The organism is Acinetobacter sp. BD54, from assembly GCF_044778325.1.
Lineage (GTDB): Bacteria > Pseudomonadota > Gammaproteobacteria > Pseudomonadales > Moraxellaceae > Acinetobacter > Acinetobacter baumannii.
This window is the reverse complement of the sequence record NZ_JANJEP010000004.1, coordinates 335,301-360,588: the sequence shown is the minus strand read 5'-3', so window position 1 is coordinate 360,588 and position 25,288 is coordinate 335,301. Positions and strand designations below refer to the sequence as shown.

General features: G+C 41.1%; 15 protein-coding genes. 7 read left to right on the top strand and 8 right to left on the bottom strand.

From position 1 onward, the window contains the following. The first annotated feature begins 61 nt into the window (after window positions 1–61). Window positions 62–1,480 (top strand): polyphosphate--AMP phosphotransferase, encoded by a 1,419-nt coding sequence (locus NQ782_RS09015; protein WP_000003544.1) that lies wholly within the window; start codon window positions 62–64, stop codon window positions 1,478–1,480. Between the two features lie 22 nt (window positions 1,481–1,502). On the opposite strand, the gene NQ782_RS09010 is transcribed toward NQ782_RS09015, so the two are convergent. Continuing rightward, the gene (locus tag NQ782_RS09010; protein WP_000687235.1) at window positions 1,503–2,009 is read right to left on the bottom strand and encodes a hypothetical protein; all 507 of its coding nucleotides are present in this window, start codon (window positions 2,007–2,009) and stop codon (window positions 1,503–1,505) included. A gap of 171 nt (window positions 2,010–2,180) precedes the next feature. Here NQ782_RS09010 and NQ782_RS09005 point away from each other — a divergent pair, with 171 nt between their 5' ends. From NQ782_RS09005 to recD, 3 genes are all read left to right on the top strand, one after another. Next, on the top strand, window positions 2,181–5,816 hold the full coding sequence (locus tag NQ782_RS09005) for an exodeoxyribonuclease V subunit gamma (RefSeq protein ID WP_057093311.1): 3,636 nt from the start codon (window positions 2,181–2,183) through the stop codon (window positions 5,814–5,816). Between the two features lie 3 nt (window positions 5,817–5,819). Continuing rightward, a complete protein-coding gene (locus NQ782_RS09000) occupies window positions 5,820–9,518 on the top strand; it encodes a UvrD-helicase domain-containing protein (protein WP_057093314.1) in 3,699 nt (1,232 codons plus the stop codon). Between the two features lie 108 nt (window positions 9,519–9,626). After that, on the top strand, window positions 9,627–11,378 hold the full coding sequence (gene recD, locus NQ782_RS08995; RefSeq protein ID WP_057093315.1) for an exodeoxyribonuclease V subunit alpha: 1,752 nt from the start codon (window positions 9,627–9,629) through the stop codon (window positions 11,376–11,378). 716 nt (window positions 11,379–12,094) lie between these two features. Here the strand turns inward: recD and NQ782_RS08990 are convergent. After that, window positions 12,095–13,393, bottom strand: coding sequence for a serine hydrolase (locus tag NQ782_RS08990; RefSeq protein WP_057093316.1), 1,299 nt, complete (start codon window positions 13,391–13,393; stop codon window positions 12,095–12,097). Window positions 13,394–13,605: 212 nt separating this feature from the next. On the opposite strand from NQ782_RS08990, the gene rpsO reads away from it, so the two are divergent. From rpsO to NQ782_RS08975, 3 genes are all read left to right on the top strand, one after another. Next, window positions 13,606–13,875: a 30S ribosomal protein S15 gene (gene rpsO / locus NQ782_RS08985; RefSeq protein ID WP_001229357.1), complete on the top strand. Its 270-nt coding sequence runs from the start codon at window positions 13,606–13,608 to the stop codon at window positions 13,873–13,875. 257 nt (window positions 13,876–14,132) lie between these two features. Then, window positions 14,133–16,220, top strand: coding sequence for a polyribonucleotide nucleotidyltransferase (pnp, locus tag NQ782_RS08980; protein ID WP_001985790.1), 2,088 nt, complete (start codon window positions 14,133–14,135; stop codon window positions 16,218–16,220). 84 nt (window positions 16,221–16,304) lie between these two features. Beyond that, entirely contained in the window at window positions 16,305–17,516 is a 1,212-nt protein-coding gene (locus NQ782_RS08975) for a magnesium transporter CorA family protein (protein WP_001198552.1), read from the top strand. Window positions 17,517–17,762: 246 nt separating this feature from the next. On the opposite strand, the gene NQ782_RS08970 is transcribed toward NQ782_RS08975, so the two are convergent. The 6 genes from NQ782_RS08970 to NQ782_RS08945 form a co-directional block, all read right to left on the bottom strand. Continuing rightward, on the bottom strand, window positions 17,763–18,092 hold the full coding sequence (locus NQ782_RS08970; RefSeq protein ID WP_000207459.1) for a chaperone modulator CbpM: 330 nt from the start codon (window positions 18,090–18,092) through the stop codon (window positions 17,763–17,765). An 11-nt stretch (window positions 18,093–18,103) separates the two neighbouring features. Next, window positions 18,104–19,060, bottom strand: a complete 957-nt coding sequence (locus tag NQ782_RS08965; protein ID WP_001107916.1) for a DnaJ C-terminal domain-containing protein — start codon at window positions 19,058–19,060, stop codon at window positions 18,104–18,106. 150 nt (window positions 19,061–19,210) lie between these two features. After that, window positions 19,211–19,822: a LysE family translocator gene (locus NQ782_RS08960; RefSeq protein ID WP_001105722.1), complete on the bottom strand. Its 612-nt coding sequence runs from the start codon at window positions 19,820–19,822 to the stop codon at window positions 19,211–19,213. Between the two features lie 138 nt (window positions 19,823–19,960). Then, complete coding sequence (locus tag NQ782_RS08955; protein WP_001281765.1) at window positions 19,961–20,836, bottom strand: Hsp33 family molecular chaperone HslO; 876 nt, start codon at window positions 20,834–20,836, stop codon at window positions 19,961–19,963. 165 nt (window positions 20,837–21,001) lie between these two features. Continuing rightward, the gene (locus tag NQ782_RS08950) at window positions 21,002–22,843 is read right to left on the bottom strand and encodes a monovalent cation:proton antiporter-2 (CPA2) family protein (protein WP_057093319.1); all 1,842 of its coding nucleotides are present in this window, start codon (window positions 22,841–22,843) and stop codon (window positions 21,002–21,004) included. A gap of 76 nt (window positions 22,844–22,919) precedes the next feature. Further along, on the bottom strand, window positions 22,920–25,148 hold the full coding sequence (locus NQ782_RS08945; protein WP_057093321.1) for a primosomal protein N': 2,229 nt from the start codon (window positions 25,146–25,148) through the stop codon (window positions 22,920–22,922). Window positions 25,149–25,288: the final 140 nt, after the last annotated feature.

Below are 25,288 nucleotides of genomic sequence, written 5' to 3'. Positions count from 1 at the left end.
TCACCCAAGCGCATAAGTTAAATAATGGCGAAATTAAATAAAAAGATTAGAGCAGTGGACCATGAGTGAACAACAACCAAAATTTGAAATACGAGACGAAGAACAGCTTTCAGTTGATTTAATTGAAGCACAATATGCTTTAAAAGAAAGCCGAGGGAAACCCAATGCCAAAAGCACACTCATTTTAATGAGTGGTATTGAGTTAGCTGGAAAAGGGGAAGCTGTTAAACAGCTTCGAGAGTGGCTAGATCCAAGATATCTACGGGTAAAAGCAGATGCACCACGTGTGCTGACAGACTCTGAAGCATTCTGGCAGTCTTATTCAGCATTTATTCCGACTGAAGGCCAAATTGTGGTGATGTTTGGCAACTGGTATAGCGATTTGTTGGTTACGGCAACTCATGTGTCAGAACCTTTGGATGATGCGCGTTTTGATGCCTATGTTGAAAATATGCGAGCGTTTGAACAGGACCTAAAAAATAACTATGTCGATGTCATTAAGGTCTGGTTTGATCTTTCGTGGAAATCACTCCAAAAACGGTTAGATAAAATAGATCCATCTGAACAGCATTGGCATAAGCTTCACGGCCTAGACTGGCGTAATAAAAAACAATATGACACTTTGCAAAAGCTACGCCGTCGCTTTACCGACGATTGGTACATTATTGATGGGGAAGATGAAAAACAGCGCGATCAATTTTTTGCTCAGTATCTTTTACAACACATGCGTCAATTGCCTGAACATGAAACTGAAGTCAAAGGTAAATGGCAACAGGCAAAAATTCCCGAGAGTTTATTAAAACCTGCTCAGGAAAAAATGGATAAAGCCGAATATAAAAAAGAGCTCGACAAACTCAGTAAAAAAATTGCCGATACCATGCGCTTTGATAAACGTAATGTGGTGATTGCATTTGAAGGGATGGATGCTGCGGGTAAAGGGGGTGCCATCAAGCGAATTGTTAAAAACTTAGACCCGCGTGAATATGATATTCACTGTATTGGGGCGCCTGAACGTTTCGAAGCAAGACACCCGTATTTGTGGCGTTTTTGGAATCGTATTAATGAAGCTGAAAAAATTACCATTTTTGACCGTACCTGGTATGGCCGTGTGCTGGTAGAGCGTGTTGAAGGATTTGCTTCACCTATCGAATGGCAAAGGGCATATGATGAAATCAATCGCTTTGAAAAAGACTTATTTGATAGTCAAACGATTGTGGTAAAAATTTGGCTGGCAATTAGTAAAGATGAGCAAGAGCAACGTTTTAAAGCCAGAGAAGAGACACCGCACAAACGCTTTAAAATTACTGCCGAAGATTGGCGTAACCGTGATAAGTGGGATGATTATTTAAAGGCGGCCGCAGATATGTTTGAGCGGACCAGTACCGAATATGCGCCTTGGTATATTGTCGCAACAGACGATAAATATACTGCACGCTTGGAAGTGTTAAGAGCTATTTTAAAACAGCTGAGAGCAGATTAAACTCTCAGCCGTAAGTTGGATTTTAGTTTACAACCGCGCCACGACTTTTTTGTTGAATACGTTTAGCAAGGTTGTAGCTGTCATTAAGATGAGTTTGGGCTATTTTTTTCATCATAAAATAGCCTAAACTTGCTGCGACAAGTTGCCCACCTAGTGGAACGAATTTTGTCACTTGTTTGGTAACAATCTTTCCAAAGAAACCGTTAAAGGTTTTTTTAACGGTAGTGCGAGCGACCACAAAGCCTGAAAATTGAAAGCCGCGTTTTCGTAATTCATCCCAGTGAATTGTTTTTGTTTTTGGATCATAGACACTGACATGTTCAGGCGCTAAACCAAAACGGGAATTAATATCGGGAATAAGCTGTGACAAAATTCCCAAATCTACTACCACGTCAAAAAAAGGAATGGGTACAATTGCTGCACCAGCAGAGACGTAAGCTCTTTTCTGAATGAGTTCTTGGCACTCATCGCGAATTTGTTCCAGATTTAGGCTAGGATCAATATAGTCAGGAATGTTATCAATTTTCATAATGTTTTACCTGTAATGTGTTCCCTGAAGGTGCCTTGCCAACACAAGGTAAGTGACACCTAAAATGAGATTATGCTGTGTTTAAACCAACGTGACATAGTCAGATTCAGTTGTATAGTAATGAATGTTTATGATTTTGTGCATAAATTATGCGAGTAGGATATGAAATAAATGGGTATCCATGTTATTCAAAGTCAACGTATTGATGTGTTGTTGCAGGGTGTACTGGCATCTACGTCCCAGCCGTCAACGCATCCATTACAGGTTTTGAAAGCCCAGCATTTCATTGTGCCAAGTCCTGCCATCGAGCAATGGCTGATACAAAAACTTGCAGAACAGCAAGGAATGAGCGCCAATTACCAGTTCCACCAACGTGTGCGCGGGTTTCAGTGGTATGCCTATCAACAGGTCCTCACGGCGCATAAGGAGCAGGTTCGTAAAGCCAATATTCCACGCTTGATTTTTAAATGGCGTGTACATCAAGCCTTACAGGAATTTATTCAGCCTGATGTCATGAGCATAGATAGCTCTCATCCACTGCATTCTATTGTTCAACGTATTTATGACAGCGCAGATCGGCTTGAACAAGGTATTGAGAAGCAGCTAAAAAAGCAAAAAATGTTGTATTGGGTTGCCGAGCAGGTTGCCGATTTATTTAGTAACTACATGGTCTATCGGGGACAGTGCCAGCGTGGTTGTGAAAATATGTGTACTTGTCCAAATAACTGGTTAGCAGCATGGGGACAAGGGCGATCACTCGATATCGAAAAGTATATTGCCCATAAAGATAAAGAAGTTTCGGCATTTACTTTGCAGCAAACCCAAGAGTTAGAACGTTGGCAGCGCTGGTTATGGCAGCAGCATTTTCATGATGATTTTATGCAAATGCAGCAAATTGATGAGTTGTTTTGGCAAGAGTTAGAGCATCCTGAGCGCCAGAAGAAGGCATTGGCTCGTTTGCCGGAGCAAATAGTCATTTTTACTTTACTGGATTTACCACCCAGCCAGCTTCAGTTTTTACGTCGTTTAGGGCAATACATTGATGTTTTGATTTTGCACTATAACCCTTCGCAAGAATATTGGGCCGATAGTGTCGACCCACTCTGGAAACAGCGCTATGACTTAGGGGTAAAAGAGCGTTTTATAGCAAAGAACCCCCAAGCGACCGATGCGGAAATTGCCGATTTCTTTAATAAATTTACGCTTAATTTTAATGCTGAGGCGCGTGAGTCAAGACATCCACTGTTAACCAGATTGGGCAAACAAGCCCGCGACCACTTCTCATTACTCTCAAACTTATCTACAGGTGAAGAGGGTAAGTGGGTGGATGCTTTTGTCGATGATTTTCCTGAAAGTTTACTTGGCAAAGTTCAGTCAGATATTTTGCACTTGGTGGAACCCCAAGCCAAGCAATATGAACTTGCCCCTAACGATGACTCAATTCAGATTCATATTTGCCATTCGACATTACGGCAACTTGAAGTATTGAAAGAACAATTGATTGGCTGGTTGGCAAAACCGCACGAACAGCCACGTCGTCCAAATGATATTTTGGTTTTAGTTCCTAATTTGGCAGAAGTAGAGCCTTTAATACGAAGTGTTTTTCCTGCTACTGCAACTGAGCAAGGCGTGCATTTGCCTGTCAAAATAGCAGGAATTGCCTCACTCGATGCACTTAATGCATGGCGTGCCGTGATTGGGCGTATTCACCTTATGCAAGGGCGATTTAGCTTTGATGAGTTTGCTGACTGGCTTGGTTTACACGCGACTCAACAGCGTTATGCACTTGAATATGCTCAAGTAGAGCGAATTTTAACTTTACTTGCTGATGCAGGGTTTAAACGTGGACTTGATGCAGAGCATCTGAAACGTAGTTTATGTGACGGCGATGATGATTATCGATATAGCTTTAAATTTGCTTTAGAGCGGTTAGCGCTCGGCATAGCCATTCCTGAACATGCTACATTTAATCAGGTGCTGAGTTACGCTAAGGTTCAACCGGGCGATTTTGAGCTTATTGGTACGCTCATTCAGATTTATCAAGATTTAAATGAACGCCGTGACTGGCTCATTATGCATGAGCAGAAAAAAAGTCATACGGTGGAATACTGGCTGCAAATACTCTCGCAAGATATTGTCGAGTTTGAGCAGGCCGGTGTGGCTGCTTTAAAAACTGCGCGGGAAATTGTAAAAAAACAAGTGCGTATGTTAACGCTCGCAAGCTACTATGCCGAGACAGAAACAGGCACCTTACGTAAAATCACCTTGCCTTTGCCTTATATTCTAGATGAGATTCAGCGAACTTTAGAAAATCAAACGGCTCAAGCTGAACCGACTGGACAGATTACCTTTGCCCAGATTGGACAAATTCGTCCTTTGCCTTATCGTTTAATTGTGATGTTGAACCTTGATGCAGGGCAGTTTCCAAATCGAGACACCCATGTGCCATTTGATTTGATGGATGCCTTACGTCAACAATTAGGTGATCGTTCCCGTCTTGAGGATGACCAAGGCGCTTTCTTAGATGCCCTACTTTTAGCTCAAGAAAACTTATGGCTGTTTTATAACGGCTTTGATGTCAATGACGGTGAGGTGAGAGATCCTTCTAGTATTCTTCAAGAGTTTCGCGAGCATCTTGCACTTATTGTAAAGCCAGAACCAAATGCACCCGATCGAGAAGTGATTGAAGGTATTGAAATTCCCTCTCAATTAAAACAGCTCTATCACTTACATTATTTACAGCCGTTTGACCCTAAAGGTTTTATGGCCGAAAACCGCTATATTCGTTATCAAGATCACTGGTTTAACGTGGCGATGCGAATTCAGCAAGCTTCCGGTGTTCTCAAGCCTTGGACAAATATATCTTATCCTTTAGAAATACCTGACATGTTGGTTTTAGACAGCCATCAGTGGATACAGGATGTGACTTTTCCTGCACGCTTATATTTAAAAACTTTGGGCGTAGAAAACTTAGGAAATGTAGGCGTATTAGATCAGAATGAACCTTTGCTTTTAGATGGTTTGGGCCGTTATACCATTCGGCATTTTTTACAGCAAAACGAACAGCAGGCACAGCCTGAAGTTCTACTTGATCAGTTGCCTGTAGGCAAAGTTCAATACAGCGCATGGCAACAGGGCATTTTTGAACAGGAATGTTTGCTTGAGCGCCTTCATCATTACGCGCCAGCCGTGACACAAACGACTCAGCGTGTGTGGCGAATTGCCAAACAGCTACATATGAATATTACGGTGCCAAAATCTGAAACTCAGGATTGGGTCAGCATGGAAGCATCAAGTGCTCGGGCAAAAAGACGTGCAAAAGTCTGGTTAGAGTACCTGCTTTGGTTGGCCTATTTAAATGAAGGAAGTGCAGGAGCTGAAAGACGCCGCATTGTGGTTTTTAGTGACCAAACCGTCATCTGTAAGGGTATTAGTTCAGAGCAAGCTCGGCAGTATTTACAACCGTGGTTTAAAATCTGGCGTTATGCTCAACAGCAGCCACTCGTGTTACCAGCAGCTTTATTATTAAAGCCACTTGAAAAAGCCAAAGCATATCAGTGGGAAACAACAAATCCGACAGAAAAAATAAAACTGGATGAGAAGAGCTATGCGGAGCTGTTAAAATACTGGAATGAAACGGGGACATTTACCTCTATCGATATGACACAAAATGAAGCGTGTAAGTTACATCAAGACTGGCGTTTCATTTTGCAAGAACAAGATGCACAAGCATTACTTCAACATGCTTGTGATGAGTTTGCCTATGACCTGTATCATCCGGTTTTTCAATTTCAACATTCGGAGTAAGGCATGAACTCAAGAGTACAGGTGTCTTATCAACCTATTATTGATATTGAATTTAGTGGACTGCATTTAATTGAGGCTTCGGCGGGTACCGGGAAAACCTATACACTGTCGAGTTTAATGGTTCGTATTTTTCTTGAGAAATATTTACCGGGCCAAGTCATTGCGACCACCTTTACCCGTGCGGCTGCGGCTGAGTTAAAAAGCCGAATTCGTGCACGTTTGGTCGAAACCTACCGTTACTTAGATGCCAAGCGGAGCTTGACTGAAAAAGAGATTCTTTTGCAGGCCGAGCAAGAATCTGACTTATTACTCCAACATGTTCTCAAGCATTTTGCGACACGTATTGCCTATGCCTGTGAGCGTTTAAAGCTCGTTATCGATCAGTTAGATGAGCTGTTTGTCGGAACACTTGATAGCTTTAGCCAAAAGCTATTACGTGAGTTTGCCTTTGAAAGTGGCAAAATTGAACGTGCTCAAATTACCGATGATGCTAAAACCTATAGCCGACAACTGATTCATGATGTTTTACGTGAATGGATACAGTCTCAGCCTCAAACCGTGATTGATGCGTTGTATCTGGCAGGTGAGTTAAAAAGTGTCGACAGTTTTGTCAAACTGGTCGAAGACTCACTGAATTTTAGTTCGGCTCACTTTAAACTTCCCGAAAAGCCTACCATTCAGTTTGAACAGCTTGCTCAGCTCAAACAGCTGGCAGCAGAAATTGATATCAGTCTTCTAGAACCATATTACTCGCTTGATGGCGAACACTATAAACATGTAAGCGGCACAATATTTCGTAATGGAGCATTTAATAAGTTATTTAGTGAATGTTTGCCACAGTTATTACAAGTTTTAAAGCAAAGCGACAGTATTTTAATTTTTGATGGGTCTTTGGCAGTACATCGGGAACTCGTTTTTAAGTTTTTAGACCAACTTGCCGATCAGAAAGTTTTCAAGAAATGTCCTGCCGAAATTTCGGATGGATTTTATCAGCATCCTTGTATTCAGCAGATTCAGCAGTTGTTTGGTGTGCTGAAAAACTATGCTGAACAGTTCGATCAGCTTCATATTTATTTAAAAGCCTATTTGTGTGTAGAGGTTAAAAAACGTTTACCACAGGTTTTACAAAACAAGGGCGAGACGACTTTTTCTCAGCAAATTCGCACTTTGTCAGAAGCTTTAAAGGGTGAGCAGGGGCAACGTTTCGCCGTATTTGTGCAGGCTCGATACCCCTTAATTTTGGTTGATGAGTTTCAAGACACCAACCAAGACCAAGACGACATGCTCGCCAGCATTTGGCGTCATCCAGAACGTTACCAAAAAGGTTGCATGATTATGGTGGGTGACCGTAAGCAGGCAATTTACGGTTTCCGTGGTGGGGATATGCTCACCTTCTTGAATGCCTACAAAGATATTCAGGCAAAGCATGGTCGCGAATATAAGTTAATTCATAACCACCGTTCAGTCGCTGACTTGGTTGAAGTGGTTGATGCGTTATTTCAAAGGCAAATCGACTTTGGTGAACAGGTTCAATATGACCCGATTCGGGCAGGGACTCGACCTCATCCGGTTTTAATTGATCAAAACCAGCCTAATCCGCATCCTTTACGTTGGCTCATGCTAAAAGACAAGGAAACGGAAGCACAGCAAGTCGCGTGGAAAATACGTGATTTACTCAATCAGTCACATGCAGGACAACTTTATTTTCAAAAAGATGCTCAGACTCAAACCTTAAATGAAGATGATATTGCGGTCTTGTCGCGTAATCATGATGGACTTGATAAAGTTCAATTTGAATTAGAACGTTTAGGAATACGAGTTAATCGGCCATCAAAACGAAGTGTTTTTGATTGCACAATTGCTCAGGATATTGGGGCCTTACTCACTGCGATTCTTCATCCTTACGATGAGGCCAAAGTGAAACGAGCTTTGATTAGCCGTTTATTTGCTATGGACCTTAAACAGCTGTTGCAACTCGAACAAACGGCCGAAGGTTTAAGCCAGTTTATGACGGGTTTTGATACTATTCGGGAATTGTGGTCAGCTCAGGGCTTTTTAGTAGCATGGCAGCAATGTTTAAACCAATTTGGCATTTGGAAAAATCTGGTTGCTGTCCAGAGTAAAGATAATGAGCGGGTTGTGGTGAACTTGCGTCATTTGACCGAAATTTTGAGCCAACATAGCGAGAAATATCAGGGCGCGCAAAATCTCTATCACTGGTATCTCAAGCAATTACAATCACCGCTTGATCGTGAATGGGAGTTAGAGCATAGGTTGTCGAGTGAAGCTGGCGTACAGCTCATGACCATTCACCAGTCAAAAGGTCTTGAGTTTAAAATTGTCTTTTTGCTCGGGGCCGACAAGCCATTTCGGGAAAATAACAAAACACTTAACTTCTCGACCCAAGATATAACGGTTCCGGAGTCGGCTCAAACCCTAACACAACGTGTTGTTGCGATTGCCGATAAAACATATTTAAACGAAATCGAGTTGAAGCAGCATGAAGAACGGGCTTTGGCGGAACAAAACCGTCTATGGTACGTTGCTTTAACCCGGGCAAGTCATCGTGTTTATGCGCTCTTACAAGATACGGATGGCAAGTCTGTTTCAGGTTTGGCATTTTGGAAAAACAGAGCGGAACCATTCCAGCACCGTTGTTGTACCGATGAAATAATTTTGGAGCAACCACCTGCTGCAAGACATTTAAATCAACACATCAATATTATTGAGATACAGGCGCAGCATTTTCCTGATCAGCGCTTTTATTCGAGAGGCAAAACCAGTTTTAGTTATCTGGCACAGCATTTAAGACATAAAGTAGGTACAGATTTACTCGCGAGTCAGAGCCATGAAGCTGTTTTAGCCGAAGATGAACTCGATCAGGTTATTTCTGTTGAGGCGCCCGCAGCACAGCCAATTAGCTGGATCAAAAGCAATTTTCCAAGAGGGACGCTCGCAGGTAATTTCTTACATGAAATTTTTGAGCATATTGATTTTCAATGTTCAGATGAGTGGGTAAGCGAAATACGTCGTCGTTTTAAAAATGACTACAGTAGTTTGTGGCAAGATTTATTAATCAAATACCAAGAAAGCTTTCCCGAAGAACAAGAAGCGGAATATTCGCTTTATCACGCTGTGGCCGAATGGTTGCAAGAGATTTTAAGCACGCCGTTATATCAAGGCTTTCGCCTAAATCAGTTACAGCCAGAGCACTATTTATCAGAGTGTCCTTTTTATTTGGCACTGTCAGATCGTGTACTAGCCATGAAACGTATTCAGCAGCTGTTTGCTGAATATGGTATGGAAATGCCAGAGTTATTAGAGGCTCGTTCTGCACGCTATTTAAATGGTTCGATAGACTTGGTTTATTTTGATGGACAGCGTTATCACATTGCTGACTATAAGAGTAACTACTTGGGTGAAAACCTTGCTGATTACAGTGTAGAAAGTATTGCACAAAGTATGTCTTTAGCCAGCTATTGGCTACAAGCAGGCCTGTATTTGGTTGCGTTACATCGTTATTTAAAAGTCAAAATGCAGAATTATGATATTGAACAACACTTAGGTGGGGCAACTTATCTTTACTTACGCGGTATGAATGGCGAAGCTGAGCAAGGTTATTATTATTGGCAGCCAAGTACAGAATTTGTTCTACGACTCGATGCTATTTTAGGGTACTTTGCTGAGGATAAAATTGCATAAAAAATGCTGATAAATGATCTAATTTTAGAATTAACAAATACTTGGGGTGTGGATAAGCCTGTCTATAACCATGTGGACAAGCGTGTGGAAAACTAGGTGGATAAGTGTGTGGACAATCTAAATAGCCCTGAACAAAGCGATTTAAGCTGGTTAACGACTTGGAGTACCTTTCTAAATCAAGCCCCGTTTACTGCACAGACACAAGCTCCAGAGGCAGCTTATTTTTTGCAGCAGCTAATTGAAGCGAGCTTGCAGGGTGACAGTTGTATTGAGATTAGCCCAGAGCAAATAGAAACACTTGGCCAACTGGTGATATCTGCTGAACAAGCTAAGTCTCAAGTTGCCCCTTGTGTCCACGACGGGCAGGGGTTGGCATTATACCGATATTGGAACCTAGAGCAACGTCTAGCTGAGCAAATTCGCCGATTAAAGCAACAACCAATTCAACCTGTTTCATGTGAAGAGCATTTAGACTTATTAACTGATCCTCATCAGCAAGCTGCTTTGCAAATGGTGACTCGGCAGAGCTTAAGTATTATTACAGGTGGACCGGGTACAGGTAAGACCTATACGCTCGCTCGTATTATTGCTGTGCTTAGTCAGGCAATTCCGCATATCCGTGTGGCGATGGCTGCTCCGACGGGAAAAGCTGCACAGCGTATGCAAGAAGCCTTACAAAACTCGTTTAATGATCCCAAACTGCTTGAGTCGGGATTAATAAGTGATGAGCTAAGAAACCAAAGTACCCAAACTATCCATCGATTATTAGGTATGGGGCATAGTCAAACTCCACGGTTTAATCAAAAACAGCCTTTGCCTTATGACGTTATTGTGGTGGATGAAGCCTCTATGCTGGACTTAAATCTGGCAACGTTATTATTTGAAGCGGTTCCTGAGTCTTGTCGAATTATTTTATTAGGCGATGCCAACCAGCTTGCTTCTGTAGACGTCGGAGCGGTACTTGCAGATTTACAGCAAATCGAGGCTTTGTCTGAAAACCGTGTTCACCTTCAAACCAGCCGTCGTTTTGCGGAGGGGGCTTTGATTGGTCAGGTTGCCCGATTTATTCAAATGCAAACCAGTCAAATTGACCATGAGCAAGTTTTACAACAATTTGAAATCGATATTGTTCAAGTTTCAGAGTTACGTTCAATACCTTTAGAAGCTGATATGCCCGATGTGGTTCAGCTTGAATACTTACCCGAAGAGTCACCTATAGCGCTAGAAACTTACTACCAAAAATTGATGGTGGGTTTTCAAGGCTATGTGCAAAGCTTAAAAGCTTATATACAAGATGATCGTTCATTTGAACATATTGAAAATATCGTTAAGTCATTCGATGACTACCGTATTTTAACTGCCGTACGTCATGGGCCATTTGGTTTACAGCAACTTAATCAATATGCCGAACGCTGGTTACAACAACAGCTAGGTATTGTGACTTTAGGAGGATGGTATGTTGGCCGTCCGGTTATGATGACTTATAACGATTACCAGCTTGGCATTTCAAATGGTGACATTGGTTTATGTTTTGAACATAGAACTCAGCCGCAACAGTTTGAAGTGTATTTCCCAAGTTTAAATAAGTGGGTTGCTGCAAATCGGCTACCTAAAAGTATTCAAAGTGCATTTGCCTTAACAATTCACAAATCACAAGGTTCTGAATTTACCCATACAGCTGTTGTTCTTGATCAGGCTGCCAAGAATTTGTTAAGCCAAGAGTTGATCTACACTGCGATTACACGAGCCAAAAAAGTAGTGAGTTTATTGGTCGATCCAGAGGCGTTACTTCAATCTTTTACAGTTCGCACGACAAGAAAAAGCGGTTTAGTTGAAAAAGTTAATCGGTTAGTTCGTTAAGCCAAACTTAATATTTTGACCCTTGTAAGAAAAAGCTTACATGGATTCGAGATATTTGCTGCTAGAGAACCCACCCTGTTTTTGAGATTATAAACGCACAACGAGCTTGGCAAGGAATGTCGGGCAAAATCGCACAATAATAATAACTTAAGTCGAGAGACTGCGAACTTACAATGATGTAGGTGAATAAAGAGGAAACTTACAGCCGCTAAGCCTTGTAGTTTTGGGAGAGACTACAGGGCTTTTTTATATTTAAGTCTTAACCCCACCAAAATATCAGAATAAATCTTTAGATGACTCACCCTATTTCTTGCTTATATTATCAATTATTTAACTCAATAATTTTTAATATATTTATTTGTAATATGATTCTTAAATAAGCATTTTTCGCGTGAATTGTTAAGTTAAATGTTATACAGAACCGTATGTTATTTAGTATTTACAGATAAACGATAAATATTAGACAGACCTGTACGTTTTCGCTTACATGATGATAAGAAAAATACTACTTTTCTTCATAATTGGATATGACAAAATACATCCCATAAGGAAATAGAACTAAAACAACGGAAGTGAGTAAAACGAGAAGAAGGATGTGGAAAGCATCTCACACATAACAATAAGAACAGCGATAAACACGATAAACAACAACTACAGCGCCAAAAACCCAAGCAGAAATGCTTGGGTTTTTTATTTTGTCGCTGGGTTGATTTTAGCTATACCAGATCGGTTTCATGCGAATCACTACCAAATAGTGAACGGCGTTGATCTCTAGGAATTCGTGGACATTGAGTCGAAATTTGATAAAGCAGATTAGCTAGGGCAGGAAGGTGGGTACCGACCACAGATTTGCCAGTAGTTAACAAAGAAACGCTGATATCACGTTCTGGGTCGGCCCAACACAAAATATTGGAAAAACCGAGGTGACCAAAAGCTTGTCCAGTCATTGGACCAAATAAGCCTACCGGATTACTGCCTAGCATTGGTCCTAAGGCATAGCGCATCGGTATTAATAAAGTTCGGTCAATGTTAACTCCTGTGGTAGGGAGTGTTGCTCTAAAAATTGTTTTCTCGCTTAAAATTTGTTTGCCTTGGTAGCTTCCCCCACTTAAAAGCATTTCAAAGAAGCGTCCAGCTTGCTCTGCACTGGTATAAATATTACCGGCGGGGCAGATGGTATCCATAAAACGGCTATCATTAGTGACATCTACAGCGAGTTGTAAACCTCCACCTAGTACATGATTGAGATAATGATCTGTTCCTAAACGCGGATGTAAACCTGTTGCACAATTAAGAGCAACTTCAGCACGATATTCTTGTTTTAAGCCATAGTTAAAATAGGGCATATCCATCGGTTTCTCAATAGTCTCATGCACAAATTGGCGAAGGTCTTGCCCTGTAACCCGTTCAATAATTTCTCCTAAGATATAACCTGCCGTTACTGCATGATAGGCGAGGTGATTTCCCGCTGGAGAAACAGGTCTTGCTGCGTATAAACGCCTTAAAATTTCATCTTTATCAAAAAGCAGTTCAGGTGTGACATCTCCATCAACATAAGGAATACCTCCACGATGAGATAATAAATGAAAGATTGTCGCGCGGCGCTTTCCGTTCACCCCATACTCGGGAATATAATAGCTCACGGGGTCAAGTAAGTTGATTTCGCCTTTTTCATCTAAAAGATGAATTAACATGGCAGTAATCATTTTGGATGCTGAAAATAGACAAACGGGAGTATCCGGCGTTGCGATGAGTGCATTCTCTTGCAGACCAGCCGGCGAGTTTCCTTGAGCATAGCCAATGCTTCGATTTAATAAAATTTTCCCCTGTCGACGTAAGCAAAAAGTAATGAGCGGATAGTTTCCGGTTTTATAGAGTGACTCAATACTTTTCCAGATTTTTTGAACTTGCTGTTCACTCATTCCACCTAGTTCGGCAGGTACTTCATCTTTGTGATGAATGACCGATTCAAGGTCATTCGGTACCGGACAGGTATTGGTCGAAAATATTTTCACACGTCCCTCGCGTTTCTTTCTTTTTATTCAAGGCCAAGTGTGCAGGGTTAAGGGGCTGATGTCAGTGTCTAAAATGACAGGTAACAGAAAACTATTTTGCAATCCATATATAGATACCTTAAAATAGGCAACTTGCTGTAGTGATGCACGGCAGTCAGTTGCGCTCAACTGATTCATATCATTTTATTTTTTAAGCATCTCGGAGAAATCGAATGGCTTTAACTAATGCAGACCGCGCAGAGATCATTGCTAAATTTGCTCGCGCTGAAAACGACACTGGTTCACCAGAAGTACAAGTAGCTTTATTGACTGCTCAAATCAATGATTTACAAGGTCACTTCAAAGCTCACAAACACGACCACCACAGCCGTCGCGGTTTGATCCGTATGGTTAACCAACGTCGTAAATTGCTTGACTACTTAAATGGTAAAGACCACGAGCGTTACACTGCTTTGATCGGTGCTTTAGGTCTACGTCGTTAATTCGATTTTGCTTTGTTTTCGGTTTATCGCATGTTGCTATGCTTTGTTTCTGAAAAGAAAGTTTCGTCTAATAAACTGTTAGGCGATTTATAGAAGGGGCGCTTGTGCGCTCCTTCTTTGCGTTTAATATTATTTAAAATTTTTGGTCTAGTGTGATGGCTTCTAAGCTTTGTCATTTACCTACCGATAGTTGTAGCCTGAATGCCAAACCTTAGGGGTCTCACTAGAATAAAATTAGGAAAATACAATACATGTCAATGTTTAACATCGTTCGTAAAGAATTCCAATTCGGTCAGCATCAAGTCGTTTTAGAAACGGGTCGCGTTGCACGTCAAGCAAATACAGTTTTAATCACAATGGGTGGTGTAACTGTATTGGTAGCAGTAGTTGCTGCTCCAACAGCAAAAGCTGGTCAGGATTTCTTCCCTTTAACAGTTAACTATCAAGAAAAACAATATGCAGCAGGTCGTATCCCTGGTGGATATGGTAAGCGTGAAGGTCGTGCTTCAGAAGCTGAAACTTTAATTTCACGTCTTATTGACCGTCCAATTCGTCCATTGTTCCCAGAAGGTTACTACAACGAAATTCAGGTAACTGCAACTGTGGTTTCTTCTGACAAAACGATGGAAGCTGATATTGCAGCAATGTTAGGTACTTCTGCTGCGTTGGCAATTGCAGGTACTCCATTCCGTGGCCCAATCGGTGCAGCACGTGTTGGTTTAATCAACGGCGAATATGTTTTAAACCCGAATTTTGAGCAAATGGCTCAGTCTGACCTTGACCTTGTGGTTGCTGGTACAGAGTCTGCTGTATTGATGGTTGAATCTGAAGCGAAAGAACTTTCAGAAGACCAAATGTTAGGTGCGGTTCTTTTTGGTCATGACGAAATGCAAATTGCAATTCAAGCGATCAATGAATTTGCAGCTGCTGCTGGTGCGAAACCATCTGACTGGGTTGCTCCTGCACACAACGAAGAATTACGTGCAAAATTAAAAGAAGCATTTGAAGCAAAAATTTCAGAAGCTTATACCATTGCAGTAAAACAAGATCGTTATGCAGCATTAGATGCACTTCATGCTGAAGCTGTTGCTCAATTCGTTCCTGAAGAAGATGTAGACGGTATTGCTGACGAAGTAGACTACTTATTTGAAGATCTTAAATACCGTACTGTACGTGACAACATTTTATCTGGTAAACCACGTATTGATGGCCGTGACACCAAAACTGTTCGTGCGTTAGATGTACAAGTGGGCGTACTTGAGCGTGCACACGGTTCTGCATTATTTACACGTGGTGAAACTCAGGCGTTAGTAACAACGACTTTGGGTAATACTCGTGATGCATTAATGGTTGATACCCTTGCTGGTACTAAAACTGACAACTTCATGTTGCACTACAACTTCCCTGCTTACTCAGTAGGTGAAACAGGCCGTGAATCTGGTCCTAAGCGTCGTGAAATTGGTCATGGTCGTTTAGCGCGTCGTGGTGTTCAAGCAGTTCTTCCTGCAGCTGACCGCTTCCCGTACGTTATTCGTATTGTATCTGACATTACTGAATCTAACGGTTCATCTTCAATGGCTTCTGTATGTGGTGCGTCATTATCACTTATGGATGCAGGTGTTCCGCTTAAAGCACCAGTTGCTGGTATCGCAATGGGCTTAGTGAAGGAAGGCGAGCGTTTCGCAGTACTTTCTGACATTTTAGGTGACGAAGACCACCTTGGTGACATGGACTTTAAAGTAGCAGGTTCTGCAAACGGTATTACTGCACTTCAAATGGACATCAAGATTGAAGGTATTACTGAAGAAATTATGGAAGTTGCATTAAACCAAGCATTTGCTGGTCGTATGCATATCCTTAATGAAATGAACAAAGTAATTTCACGTGCTCGTCCTGAAATTTCAATGCATGCTCCAACATTCGAAGTGATTACAATTAATCCGGATAAAATCCGTGATGTTATTGGTAAAGGTGGTGCAACAATCCGTCAAATCACTGAAGAAACTAAAGCTGCTATTGATATTGAAGATAACGGTACAGTTCGCGTATTTGGTGAAACTAAAGCTGCTGCTAAAGCTGCAATTGCGAAAATTCAAGCAATTACTGCTGAAGTTGAACCAGGTAAGATCTACGACGGTAAAGTAATTCGTATTGTAGAATTCGGTGCGTTTGTAAACATCATGCCGGGTACTGATGGTCTTCTTCATATTTCGCAAATCTCTAATGAGCGTATTGCGAACGTAACTGATGTTCTTAAAGAAGGTCAGGAAGTAAAAGTACAGGTTCAAGACGTTGATAACCGTGGTCGTATCAAGTTGACTATGAAAGATATTGAGCAAGCATAATTGCTTAACTCACTAAAAAAGTCCGCTTGATGCGGGCTTTTTTTATGGCATGATGCAAGTAATACACCAATAGATCGACATGGTATGCAGGTTTATTATTTTTATCGTCATCAAAGCGACGGCTATGTTTTTATAAGCCGTGAAAAGCACACTGAACATATTCTGGAGTTTTTCTGGATTGATAGTGTGAGATCGGATGTTGTGAGCCAGAATGAAGAATGGCAACAAAAAATTCAGCAACTTGCAGATGTATCCATTAATGAGTTTCATATGCGAGATATTGCGAATATCGAACATCCTTGTGCTTTTGATACGCTTGAAGAATACGACCTGCTTATTTTTAGAAAACTCGTAACGCCGGATGATGAAATTAAAAATGGCGAATCACATGAGAGTGTATTTGGTTTAGCCACCACACCGATCAGTTTTATTTTTACGCCTAAAGTACTTATTAGCGTACGTGAGCAGGGCAACAAGTCGATTGAAAACTATATTCAGCGTCTTGAAAATATTTTATGTAAAACTCTCGAAGAGCAAAATAAAACCCGTAAGCTGCCTAATTCACCTGTAGATCTGTGTTTACGTCTGCTCAATAGTATGGTGGATGGTTATCTTGATATTCGTTCACCTTTGACCAGAAGGGTCGAGCATTGGCAACAACAGCTATTACAAGGGAATCGGCGGTTTAAACAGTGGCATCAACTGTTTCATGAAAATATGGCCTTTCAGCAAGTCGAAAATCTATGCGAAGAACAAATTGAAACCTTACAAGAGTTTCGTGATGAAATTGTAGAAAACTATCATCATGTTATTGGAGAGAAGACGCATAGTTCTCAAGACCTTTTATTAGTGCGTTTAAACGATTTAATGAGTCATGTCGAACGTATTCAAAAACATACTTTACGTTTACGTAGTGCGATTCAATCGGCAATAGATTTGCATTTCTCGGCAATTGCTAACCAAACCAATGAGAACATGCGTATTCTTGCCATTATTACTGCTGTGTTTGCGCCGCTTACGCTTTTAACGGGTATTTATGGAATGAACTTTGAGTTTATTCCGGGGCTTAAATCACCAGTAGGTTTTTGGATTATGCTCGGGGTTATGCTGCTAAGTACCATTTTATTGCTCTACTATTTTTATCGGCAGCATTTGGTGGGGCGTGGTGAAAAAAGTGTGATTGATTTACTGGCGCAGCAGCACCGCCAAGATCGTATGAATTTGTTTTGGTTTTTGGAATATGAACCGATTAAGCAGACTTTAAAGGAAGTGGAAAAGATTACTCGGTTGAAGTAAATTTTTATTTCTGCACGACGGGGTCTTGCTGACTTGTTATTTAATATAGTCATTAACCTTCGGTTCGACCTACTTTTGTTTCGGCAAAAGTAGGCAAAACCATTACCATCTGCAAAACCTGTTCAATACCTATTTTTAAATAACAGTATTACAAAACCATTATCTGATTGATACCACGCAGGTTGCAGATGGCTTTCCCGACTATCAGATTTCAACTAGGGTTTTATGCTGTATTAATGCTATTCCTCAATGAAAATGCTTCAACTGTTTTCTAAGTTGTTGCACTTCATCAATCAAATCTAACATCACCGCAACAGCTGCAAGGCTTGCGTCAAAGTCACGTTGCAAACGATATGCTTTACGAGCGCGAATAACATCTTCACCCATAAATTGATGTTTTTCAGGTGGTGTATCAATCGCTAAAATATCGTACTCAATGAGCTGGAGAATCCAGTCTGGGCTTTGACCACAGGCTTGAGCAAACTGTTGCAAGTCAAATGTACATTGTTCATCAACGACTTCAGCACTAAAGGTGTGGCCGTCACATACAATTTCTCGATAATGGATGGTTGTCATGATCTTGCTCCCTAATGAGATGAACGAGGTTCGAATGAAGCAAAGGCTTCTGCCAATTGCTGATAGGCTTCTTTTTCTTTTTCAGAATGCGCCGGTGGGAATACAATATTTAAAATTAAATAAAGATGGCCTGGCGTTTTATTTGGTATCCCTTTGTCTTTTAAACGTAGCTGTTGTCCTTGTTTTGCATTTTTAGGTAAATTGACGTGTAAAGGTCCTGCAGGTGTTTTTACTTCAATGCCTTGCCCTAATGCGGCTTCCCATGGCGCTACATCTACAGTCAAATATACATCACTGCCTTCGACATGCACACGATCTGTATCTTTATATTGAATCTCGATATAAAGATCGCCGTTGGCACCACCATTAATACCACTTTGTCCTTGTCCACTTAGGCGAATTTGCTGTCCTTCTTTCATGCCTTTAGGTATTTTTACCTGTAAGGTTTTTCGTTGTACCTCTGGCTCACCATAAGCATTGATGGTTGGAATTTGCAGGGTGATGTGTTGTGTTGATCCATGGTAAGCAATATCAAGATCGACCTCTATGCTGGCATGCTGGTCTTCACCTCGATAACTACGTTGTTGTCTTTGATATTGCTGTTGTCCACCGCCAAAGCCTGCACCAAAGCGTCCAAATAAGTCTTCAAAGCCACTAAAGTCTGCTTGCTCACCACCCGTAAAACCTTGACGATAAAATCTGGCACCATCGAAACCACCTTGAGCTGCCCCTTGACCAAAACCATTAAAACCTTGTGGGTGGTCTAACATTTGGTCGTATTCAGCTTTTTTCTCAGGGTTGCTTAGGGTGTCGTAGGCAACATTAATTGCCTGCATCTTTTCTTCTGCATCTTTTTCTTTGCTGATGTCGGGATGATATTTACGAGCTAATTTCCGATACGCTTTTTTAATTTCATCAGCTGAGGCTTCTCGTTTAACCCCTAATTCTTCATAATAATTTTTGGCCATAATGTTTTATCACGATGGTGTTGTTTATTTCATTATGAAACGATTTTTAAAGCTTTCAATGAGCTAGATTGTATAAGAGTTGTTCTCGTACGAAATCGGGCGAGCAAAATAAAAGAGATATAGAACGGTGAGAGCTATGCCTCTCATTGTTTAAATGAATGTCTGATATAAACCGTAAACGGCAATAACTAACAGTAATAGACCACATAAACCGAGGATCTTCGGGTATAAATGGCTGTTCGAGAGGCGGCGGAAAAATATATAGACTAAAGATAGCGTTAAAAAGTCTAAAACTATCCATGTCAGCGTAAGAATAGTTAAACTTAAATCTAGATGAGGTGAAATAGAAACAAATTGCGGAAAGAAAGCTGAAAAGAAAATAATATCTTTAGGGTTTGAAATACCCACTAAAAAGCCTTTTTTAAAACCGCCATTTTGAGCAGAAACGGTTTGAATTGCTTCAGGATGAGGGGCTTGAATGACTTCTTTGAGAATACTAAAACCCAAATAACCAATATATAGGCAGCCTAAAATACGAATAATATTTAAATAGTTTTCATTAATACCCAATACGCCTTTAAGTACGAGTACTGAAATAAAAATTAAAACGAGAGAGGCAAGGTTTGTACCAAAAATGGTTTCTAGTGCTTTTTTATAACCACCTTTAAGTCCGGCACTTGCCACTAAAATCATGACAGGGCCAGGGGTCGCAATCATAATAATGACACTAAAAATAAAGAGAAAATAATCAAAATAATTCATGAGATATAAGCATCTTATTTATTGGGTTATCAAGTAAGCTCATATTAACTGATTTAAAATAACATGCTGAAAATTATCATCAAAAAAATTATAGATAAATAAAAAGGCGGATTACCCGCCTTTTTATGAAGTAGGTGATTAACTCAAATGTTCACCAAACAGACCCAGTGCCTCTTCAGCAGTGAACTCATAACGGGTGTTACAGAACTGGCAATCCATTTGAATCGGGTTTTGTGCTTCCAATGTTTCATGAACAGCATCAACACCAATTTGAATGAGGGCTTTGGCACAGCGTTCTTTAGAACAAGTACAACCAAATTTTAAGTGTTCAACTTCTGGTAAACGTACTTCTTCTTCGTTATAAAGACGATACAAGATCTCATTTGCTGAAAGCTCTGTTAGTTCTTCTGACTTAAGCGTTTCAGTTAGCATGGTTAAACGTGGCCATAAATCTTCATCAACCAGTTTTTGCTCTTCCTCATCATGACGAGGTAATAACTGAATGAGCAAACCACCTGAGCGCTGTGCGGTGCTTGCCAGTACAATTCGAGTTGGAATTTGTGCAGACAAGTCATAGTACTGCATTAAACAGCCAGCTAAATTTGCTTGATCAAGAGGTACAATCCCTTGATAACGCTCACCATGCTCAGGTTCAATGTTAATAAATAAAACAGGGTTAACCAAAGCAGCTAAAACAGTGCTGCTATCTGTTGCTTCACCAAAACGTGGATCTGTTTCGTAGTCTGCTAAAGCACGAACTTCGCCTAAATGGTTACATTCTGCCATAGCCCATTTGAAAGAGCCGTTAGCCTGGATTTGCAAGCTGATACGACCTTTGATTTTTAAAGTACTCGCAAGTAATGCTGTAGCGCTCAACATCTCGCCTAATAGAATTTGAACCGCAGGCATGTAGTCGCGTTGAGCTAAAATAGTTTTTAATGCTTCTTCTAGATGAACCACTTCACCGCGAACAGGAAAGTCCTCTATATAAAAGCGTTGGCGTAAATCAGACATAATATTCTCCAGGGCCCTAAGCAGATTATAACAATTTCGGTTTAATCAGGCTTAGGGAATGCAGCGAAGCTGCAAGCAGGACAACGGCAACTCTTGTACCGATTGTCGCAATCATTTAGGCAATGTGAATAAGTCCTTAATATAGCCATTTTGCGAAATCTCAAGTTATTCTTCGTGATCTCGTGTAATGTCGATACGATTTGGTTGTAAATGACGCTTTAAGTTAACGTCGTGCTTCGATGTGGCTTGTTGTGCATCGCTTTCAAATAGGTGTTCAAGTTCTGCCAGAGCATTACGATGGGTTTCAAAAACCTTTTGTTCATCGGTATAAATGCTTTGCTGCTGTACGAGTAATTTCTCATCATAATCCCGAAAGATTTCGATATTGTTATAAGCTTGTTCATCGGAAATACCGAGTTCGCGTAAAGCACGATAAGCCATACCTAATGATGATAAATAGGTTTCACGCCAAATATGTTCAACACCTAAGTCTCTTAATAGGTGCACATGGTGGCGGTCACGGGCACGAGCCAGTAATTTTAGGTTTGGATAGTTCAATCTAAGATGACGTGCGACATTCATAGAGTCTTCGACATCATCAATTGCTAAAATAAATACTTTCGCTTTTTCAATCCCTGCTGAGCGAAGTAAGTCAGGCTGGGTGACATCACCATAATAGAGCTTACCGCCGTAACGTCGAACAAAGTCCACTTGATGAAGATTGTTATCGATGGCAGTAAAGCCTAAATGCTGTAAGCGGGCAATACGCGCAATAATTTGTCCAAAGCGCCCAAAACCGGCAATGATAATTGGGTTATCTTGCTGAGGAATCTCATCATATTCAGGTGGCAATTCTTTATGAAAAAGGGGAATGATCTTACAGGCCATGATCCAGTAAATCACTGGGGTAAGGACCATTGATAAGGTCACAATCAACGTGACAGGCTCTAATAAGGCATCCGTTAAAATCTTTTCACTTTTTGCTAGGCTCAAAATTACAAAAGCGAATTCACCGCCTTGAGCCAAGCAAGTCCCGAGTAACAAGCTATTGTTCCAACTGTACTTTTTATAGCGGGCAATGGCAGTTAAAACGAGGGTTTTGATGACGAGTAGGCCGATTGCTCCACCAATAATGAGCCACGGCATTTCAATCAGTAACGACAATTGTGTCGTCATACCTACGGTCATAAAGAATAAGCCAAGTAAGAGCCCTTTAAACGGTGCAATACTCGCTTCAAGCTCATGACGGAATTCTGAGTCGGCTAAAAGAACCCCGGTAAGAAAAGCACCTAATGTTGTGCTAATGCCTAAAGTGTCCATCAGTAACACAACGGCAAGAATAATAAATAACCCTACAGCCGTAATCAGTTCAGTCGCACCACTCTTGGCGACAAAACGGAAAAATGGGCGCATGACATAACGGCTAAATAGGAACAAGCCGGTAAAAGTCGCGATGATGGCTGCAAAATAAGCAATACCATGATGGGTAGATTCGGTTCCTGCCAGAAGAGGAATTACCGCAAGTAATGGAATTGCTGCAATGTCTTGAAAAAGCAAAATTGAAAACGATTGCTGACCGTAGGTGGTATTGAGCTGTTGTTTCTCAGTCAGAAGCTGTAATACAAAGGCCGTAGAAGACAGCGCAAGCGCAAAACCAATCACAAAGCTGGCAGCAAGGTGTTGTTGAAATAGCAGCAATACGGTGAGCATAAGAATTATGCCCGTAATCACGACTTGTAAACTTCCCATCACAAATATAGAGTCACGCATTTCCCACAAACGTTGTGGGCGGAGCTCTAGACCAATCAGGAACATAAGTAAAATGACCCCAAATTCAGCCAACTCCATAATGGCCTCAGGGTCATGGGCAATATTTAACACACTCGGGCCAAGAAGTATGCCCGTAAATAAATAACCTAAAACTGTTGCAATCCCTAGGCGTTTGCCCAAAGGGACTAAAATCAGAGATGCTCCAAGAAAAATAGTTGCTTGCAGTAGGAATGACATTCATTGCCCCGAATGTATTGATCTTTTTTAAGTGTAAAGGGAAAAAGTGTTCTTCACACCATGATATTCAAATCATCTAACTAAATTCTTGCGGGTCAACATCAATTGAGAGTCTGAGTTGATGCTGTCTAGGCGCATGGACCAATTGAGCCCACCATTGTCTTAAGTAAAAATGCAGACGAGCGCGGTCAGCAGACAAAATCACCATATGTGCGCGGTAACGTCCCGCTTTACGTTCCATTGGCGCTGGAATTGGTCCCCAGATATCAACAATACCACCTGCTATTTGGCGAAGTTGCTCGGCAGCTTCATTTAAAAAATGCAAGGTATAGTCGCGATCTTTCGATTCAGCGCGTATAAGTACGGCATAGAGATAAGGCGGCAGTAATGCAACTTTACGCTCAGCCAATGTTTGTTTCGCGACTGCCCGATAATCTTTTTCAATAAGTGTGGTCAATAAAGGGTGATCTGGCCTTAAAGTCTGTAAATAAACATGCCCCTTATGTTCTCCACGACCTGCACGACCAGCCACTTGTACAATCAATTGAGCAGTACGCTCTGGCGCTCGAATATCGACACTCAATAAACCTGCATCGATGTCTAAAATAGCAACCAAGGTCACATGCGGAAAATGGTGACCTTTTGCCAACATTTGCGTACCGAGCAAAATCGAAGGTTTATTTTGTTGAATGCGATCATAAATTTTTTGCCAGCTACCGACTCGGCTGGTGCTGTCACGATCGACCCGAATCACATCATGATCTGGGAATAATTCTTGTAAATGCTCTTCAACCTTGGCTGTGCCAGCACCTAAAGTTTTGAGGCTTTTTTGCTGACACTCAGGGCAGTGGTCTGGCAAGCGATGAACTGTGCCACAGTGGTGGCAATGTAAGTAAGAATAAGGCTGAGTGTGCAACGTAAAATGCGCATCACAATGAGGACAATTCGCTTGCCAACCACAACTTTCACAGACCAGAACAGGTGCATAACCACGTCGGTTTAAGAAAATTAAAACCTGTTCTTTTCTTGCTAGGGTATTTTTAATCTGTTCGATTAAAGGCTGACTAATACCATGCTGTTTTTTGACAATTTTAAGATCAATCAAATGCATTTTTGGTAAAAGCGCATGGCCTGCACGCTGGTTCAGCTGAAGTGCAGTTAACTTGCCAGTTTCGACTAAGTGATAACTGTCAATGCTTGGAGTTGCCGAACCTAAAAGAACAGGACAGCCTTGTAAATGTCCTCGATAAAGCGCGACATCACGCGCATGGTAACGGAAACCTTCTTGTTGTTTATAAGACAGGTCGTGTTCTTCATCTAAAATGATCATACCCAAACGTGGCAGCGGGGTATAAATAGCTGAACGTGTTCCTAAAATAATAGAGGCCTTTCCAGTCTGTGCTTGTTGCCAGGCTTGTAGGCGTTTAGAGTCATTTAACCCCGAATGTAATAAAGCAATGTCGCAGTTAAAACGAGACTTAAAGCGCGAAATAGTTTGAGGGGTTAAACCAATTTCAGGAACTAATACCAGTACTTGCTTACCTTGCTTTAGCACTTCATGCATGATGTGCAAATAAACTTCAGTTTTACCACTTCCGGTTAAACCATCCAACAAAAACGCTTGATATTGATGCTGTGCATTAAGGACGTGCTGAGTGGCCTTCTTTTGGTCTTCATTGAGCGTGAGTGGCATTTGCGCCAATTGCACAGGGGATGGACTAAAGTCATGAGGCTCAAGCGTACAGTCTACGAGACCTTTCTTTTGTAGTGCTTTAAGTGTTGCAGTTTCTACACCACTTAAATTGAGAATATTTTCAGTGGTTCCGGCAGGATGTAATTTTAAAATTTGATAAGCATCTTGCTGTTTGATTGAGCGTTTTAATAAAGCTTCGGCATTGTCACATGGAATGATTTTCCATAGATGAAATAAAACATCCATGGGTTTGCCCTGACGCAATAACGCAGGTAAAGCAGTCTGCATCACCTCGCCAATCGGAAATTGGTAATATTGTGCTGACCATGTCAATAAATTTAAAACTTGTTCATCTAAAATAGGCTCATCATCTAAAAGTTCAGAAATGGCCTTAAGCTGAAAGTTACCTGTAAATGTTTCTTGTGGGTCAACTTTTTCAGTAATGATACCAATCAGGTTTTGCCGTCCAAATGAAATTGCGACGCGTGAACCTACTTGAGCCCGTTCATATTGTGCTTTGGTGAGTGTATAGTCAAAAGTGTCGTACAGATGCACAGGTACGGCAACACGCACACGATAAACAACTGAATCAGGCTTTGGCGTTATGGTCATAGAGGCTCATTTCGTCAATTTTAAAAAACGGCATAGCGTCGTGAAGAGGACTTGGGTATTCTACACAGGCTATAGAATGAATATGAATGATTGCGTAGCATAGATGCAACAGCAGCGACTATTATTTTTGGAAAATTAGA

Coding starts and splice junctions, on each gene's coding strand:
- pnp (WP_001985790.1), top strand. CDS start 14,133: ATGTTTAACATCGTTCGTAAAGAATTCCAATTCGGTCAGCATCAAGTC.
- NQ782_RS09015 (WP_000003544.1), top strand. CDS start 62: ATGAGTGAACAACAACCAAAATTTGAAATACGAGACGAAGAACAGCTT.
- NQ782_RS09005 (WP_057093311.1), top strand. CDS start 2,181: ATGGGTATCCATGTTATTCAAAGTCAACGTATTGATGTGTTGTTGCAG.
- NQ782_RS08960 (WP_001105722.1), bottom strand. CDS start 19,822: ATGAATTATTTTGATTATTTTCTCTTTATTTTTAGTGTCATTATTATG.
- NQ782_RS08970 (WP_000207459.1), bottom strand. CDS start 18,092: ATGACAACCATCCATTATCGAGAAATTGTATGTGACGGCCACACCTTT.
- NQ782_RS08945 (WP_057093321.1), bottom strand. CDS start 25,148: ATGACCATAACGCCAAAGCCTGATTCAGTTGTTTATCGTGTGCGTGTT.
- NQ782_RS08950 (WP_057093319.1), bottom strand. CDS start 22,843: ATGTCATTCCTACTGCAAGCAACTATTTTTCTTGGAGCATCTCTGATT.
- NQ782_RS08955 (WP_001281765.1), bottom strand. CDS start 20,836: ATGTCTGATTTACGCCAACGCTTTTATATAGAGGACTTTCCTGTTCGC.
- NQ782_RS09000 (WP_057093314.1), top strand. CDS start 5,820: ATGAACTCAAGAGTACAGGTGTCTTATCAACCTATTATTGATATTGAA.
- NQ782_RS08965 (WP_001107916.1), bottom strand. CDS start 19,060: ATGGCCAAAAATTATTATGAAGAATTAGGGGTTAAACGAGAAGCCTCA.
- NQ782_RS09010 (WP_000687235.1), bottom strand. CDS start 2,009: ATGAAAATTGATAACATTCCTGACTATATTGATCCTAGCCTAAATCTG.
- NQ782_RS08975 (WP_001198552.1), top strand. CDS start 16,305: ATGCAGGTTTATTATTTTTATCGTCATCAAAGCGACGGCTATGTTTTT.
- rpsO (WP_001229357.1), top strand. CDS start 13,606: ATGGCTTTAACTAATGCAGACCGCGCAGAGATCATTGCTAAATTTGCT.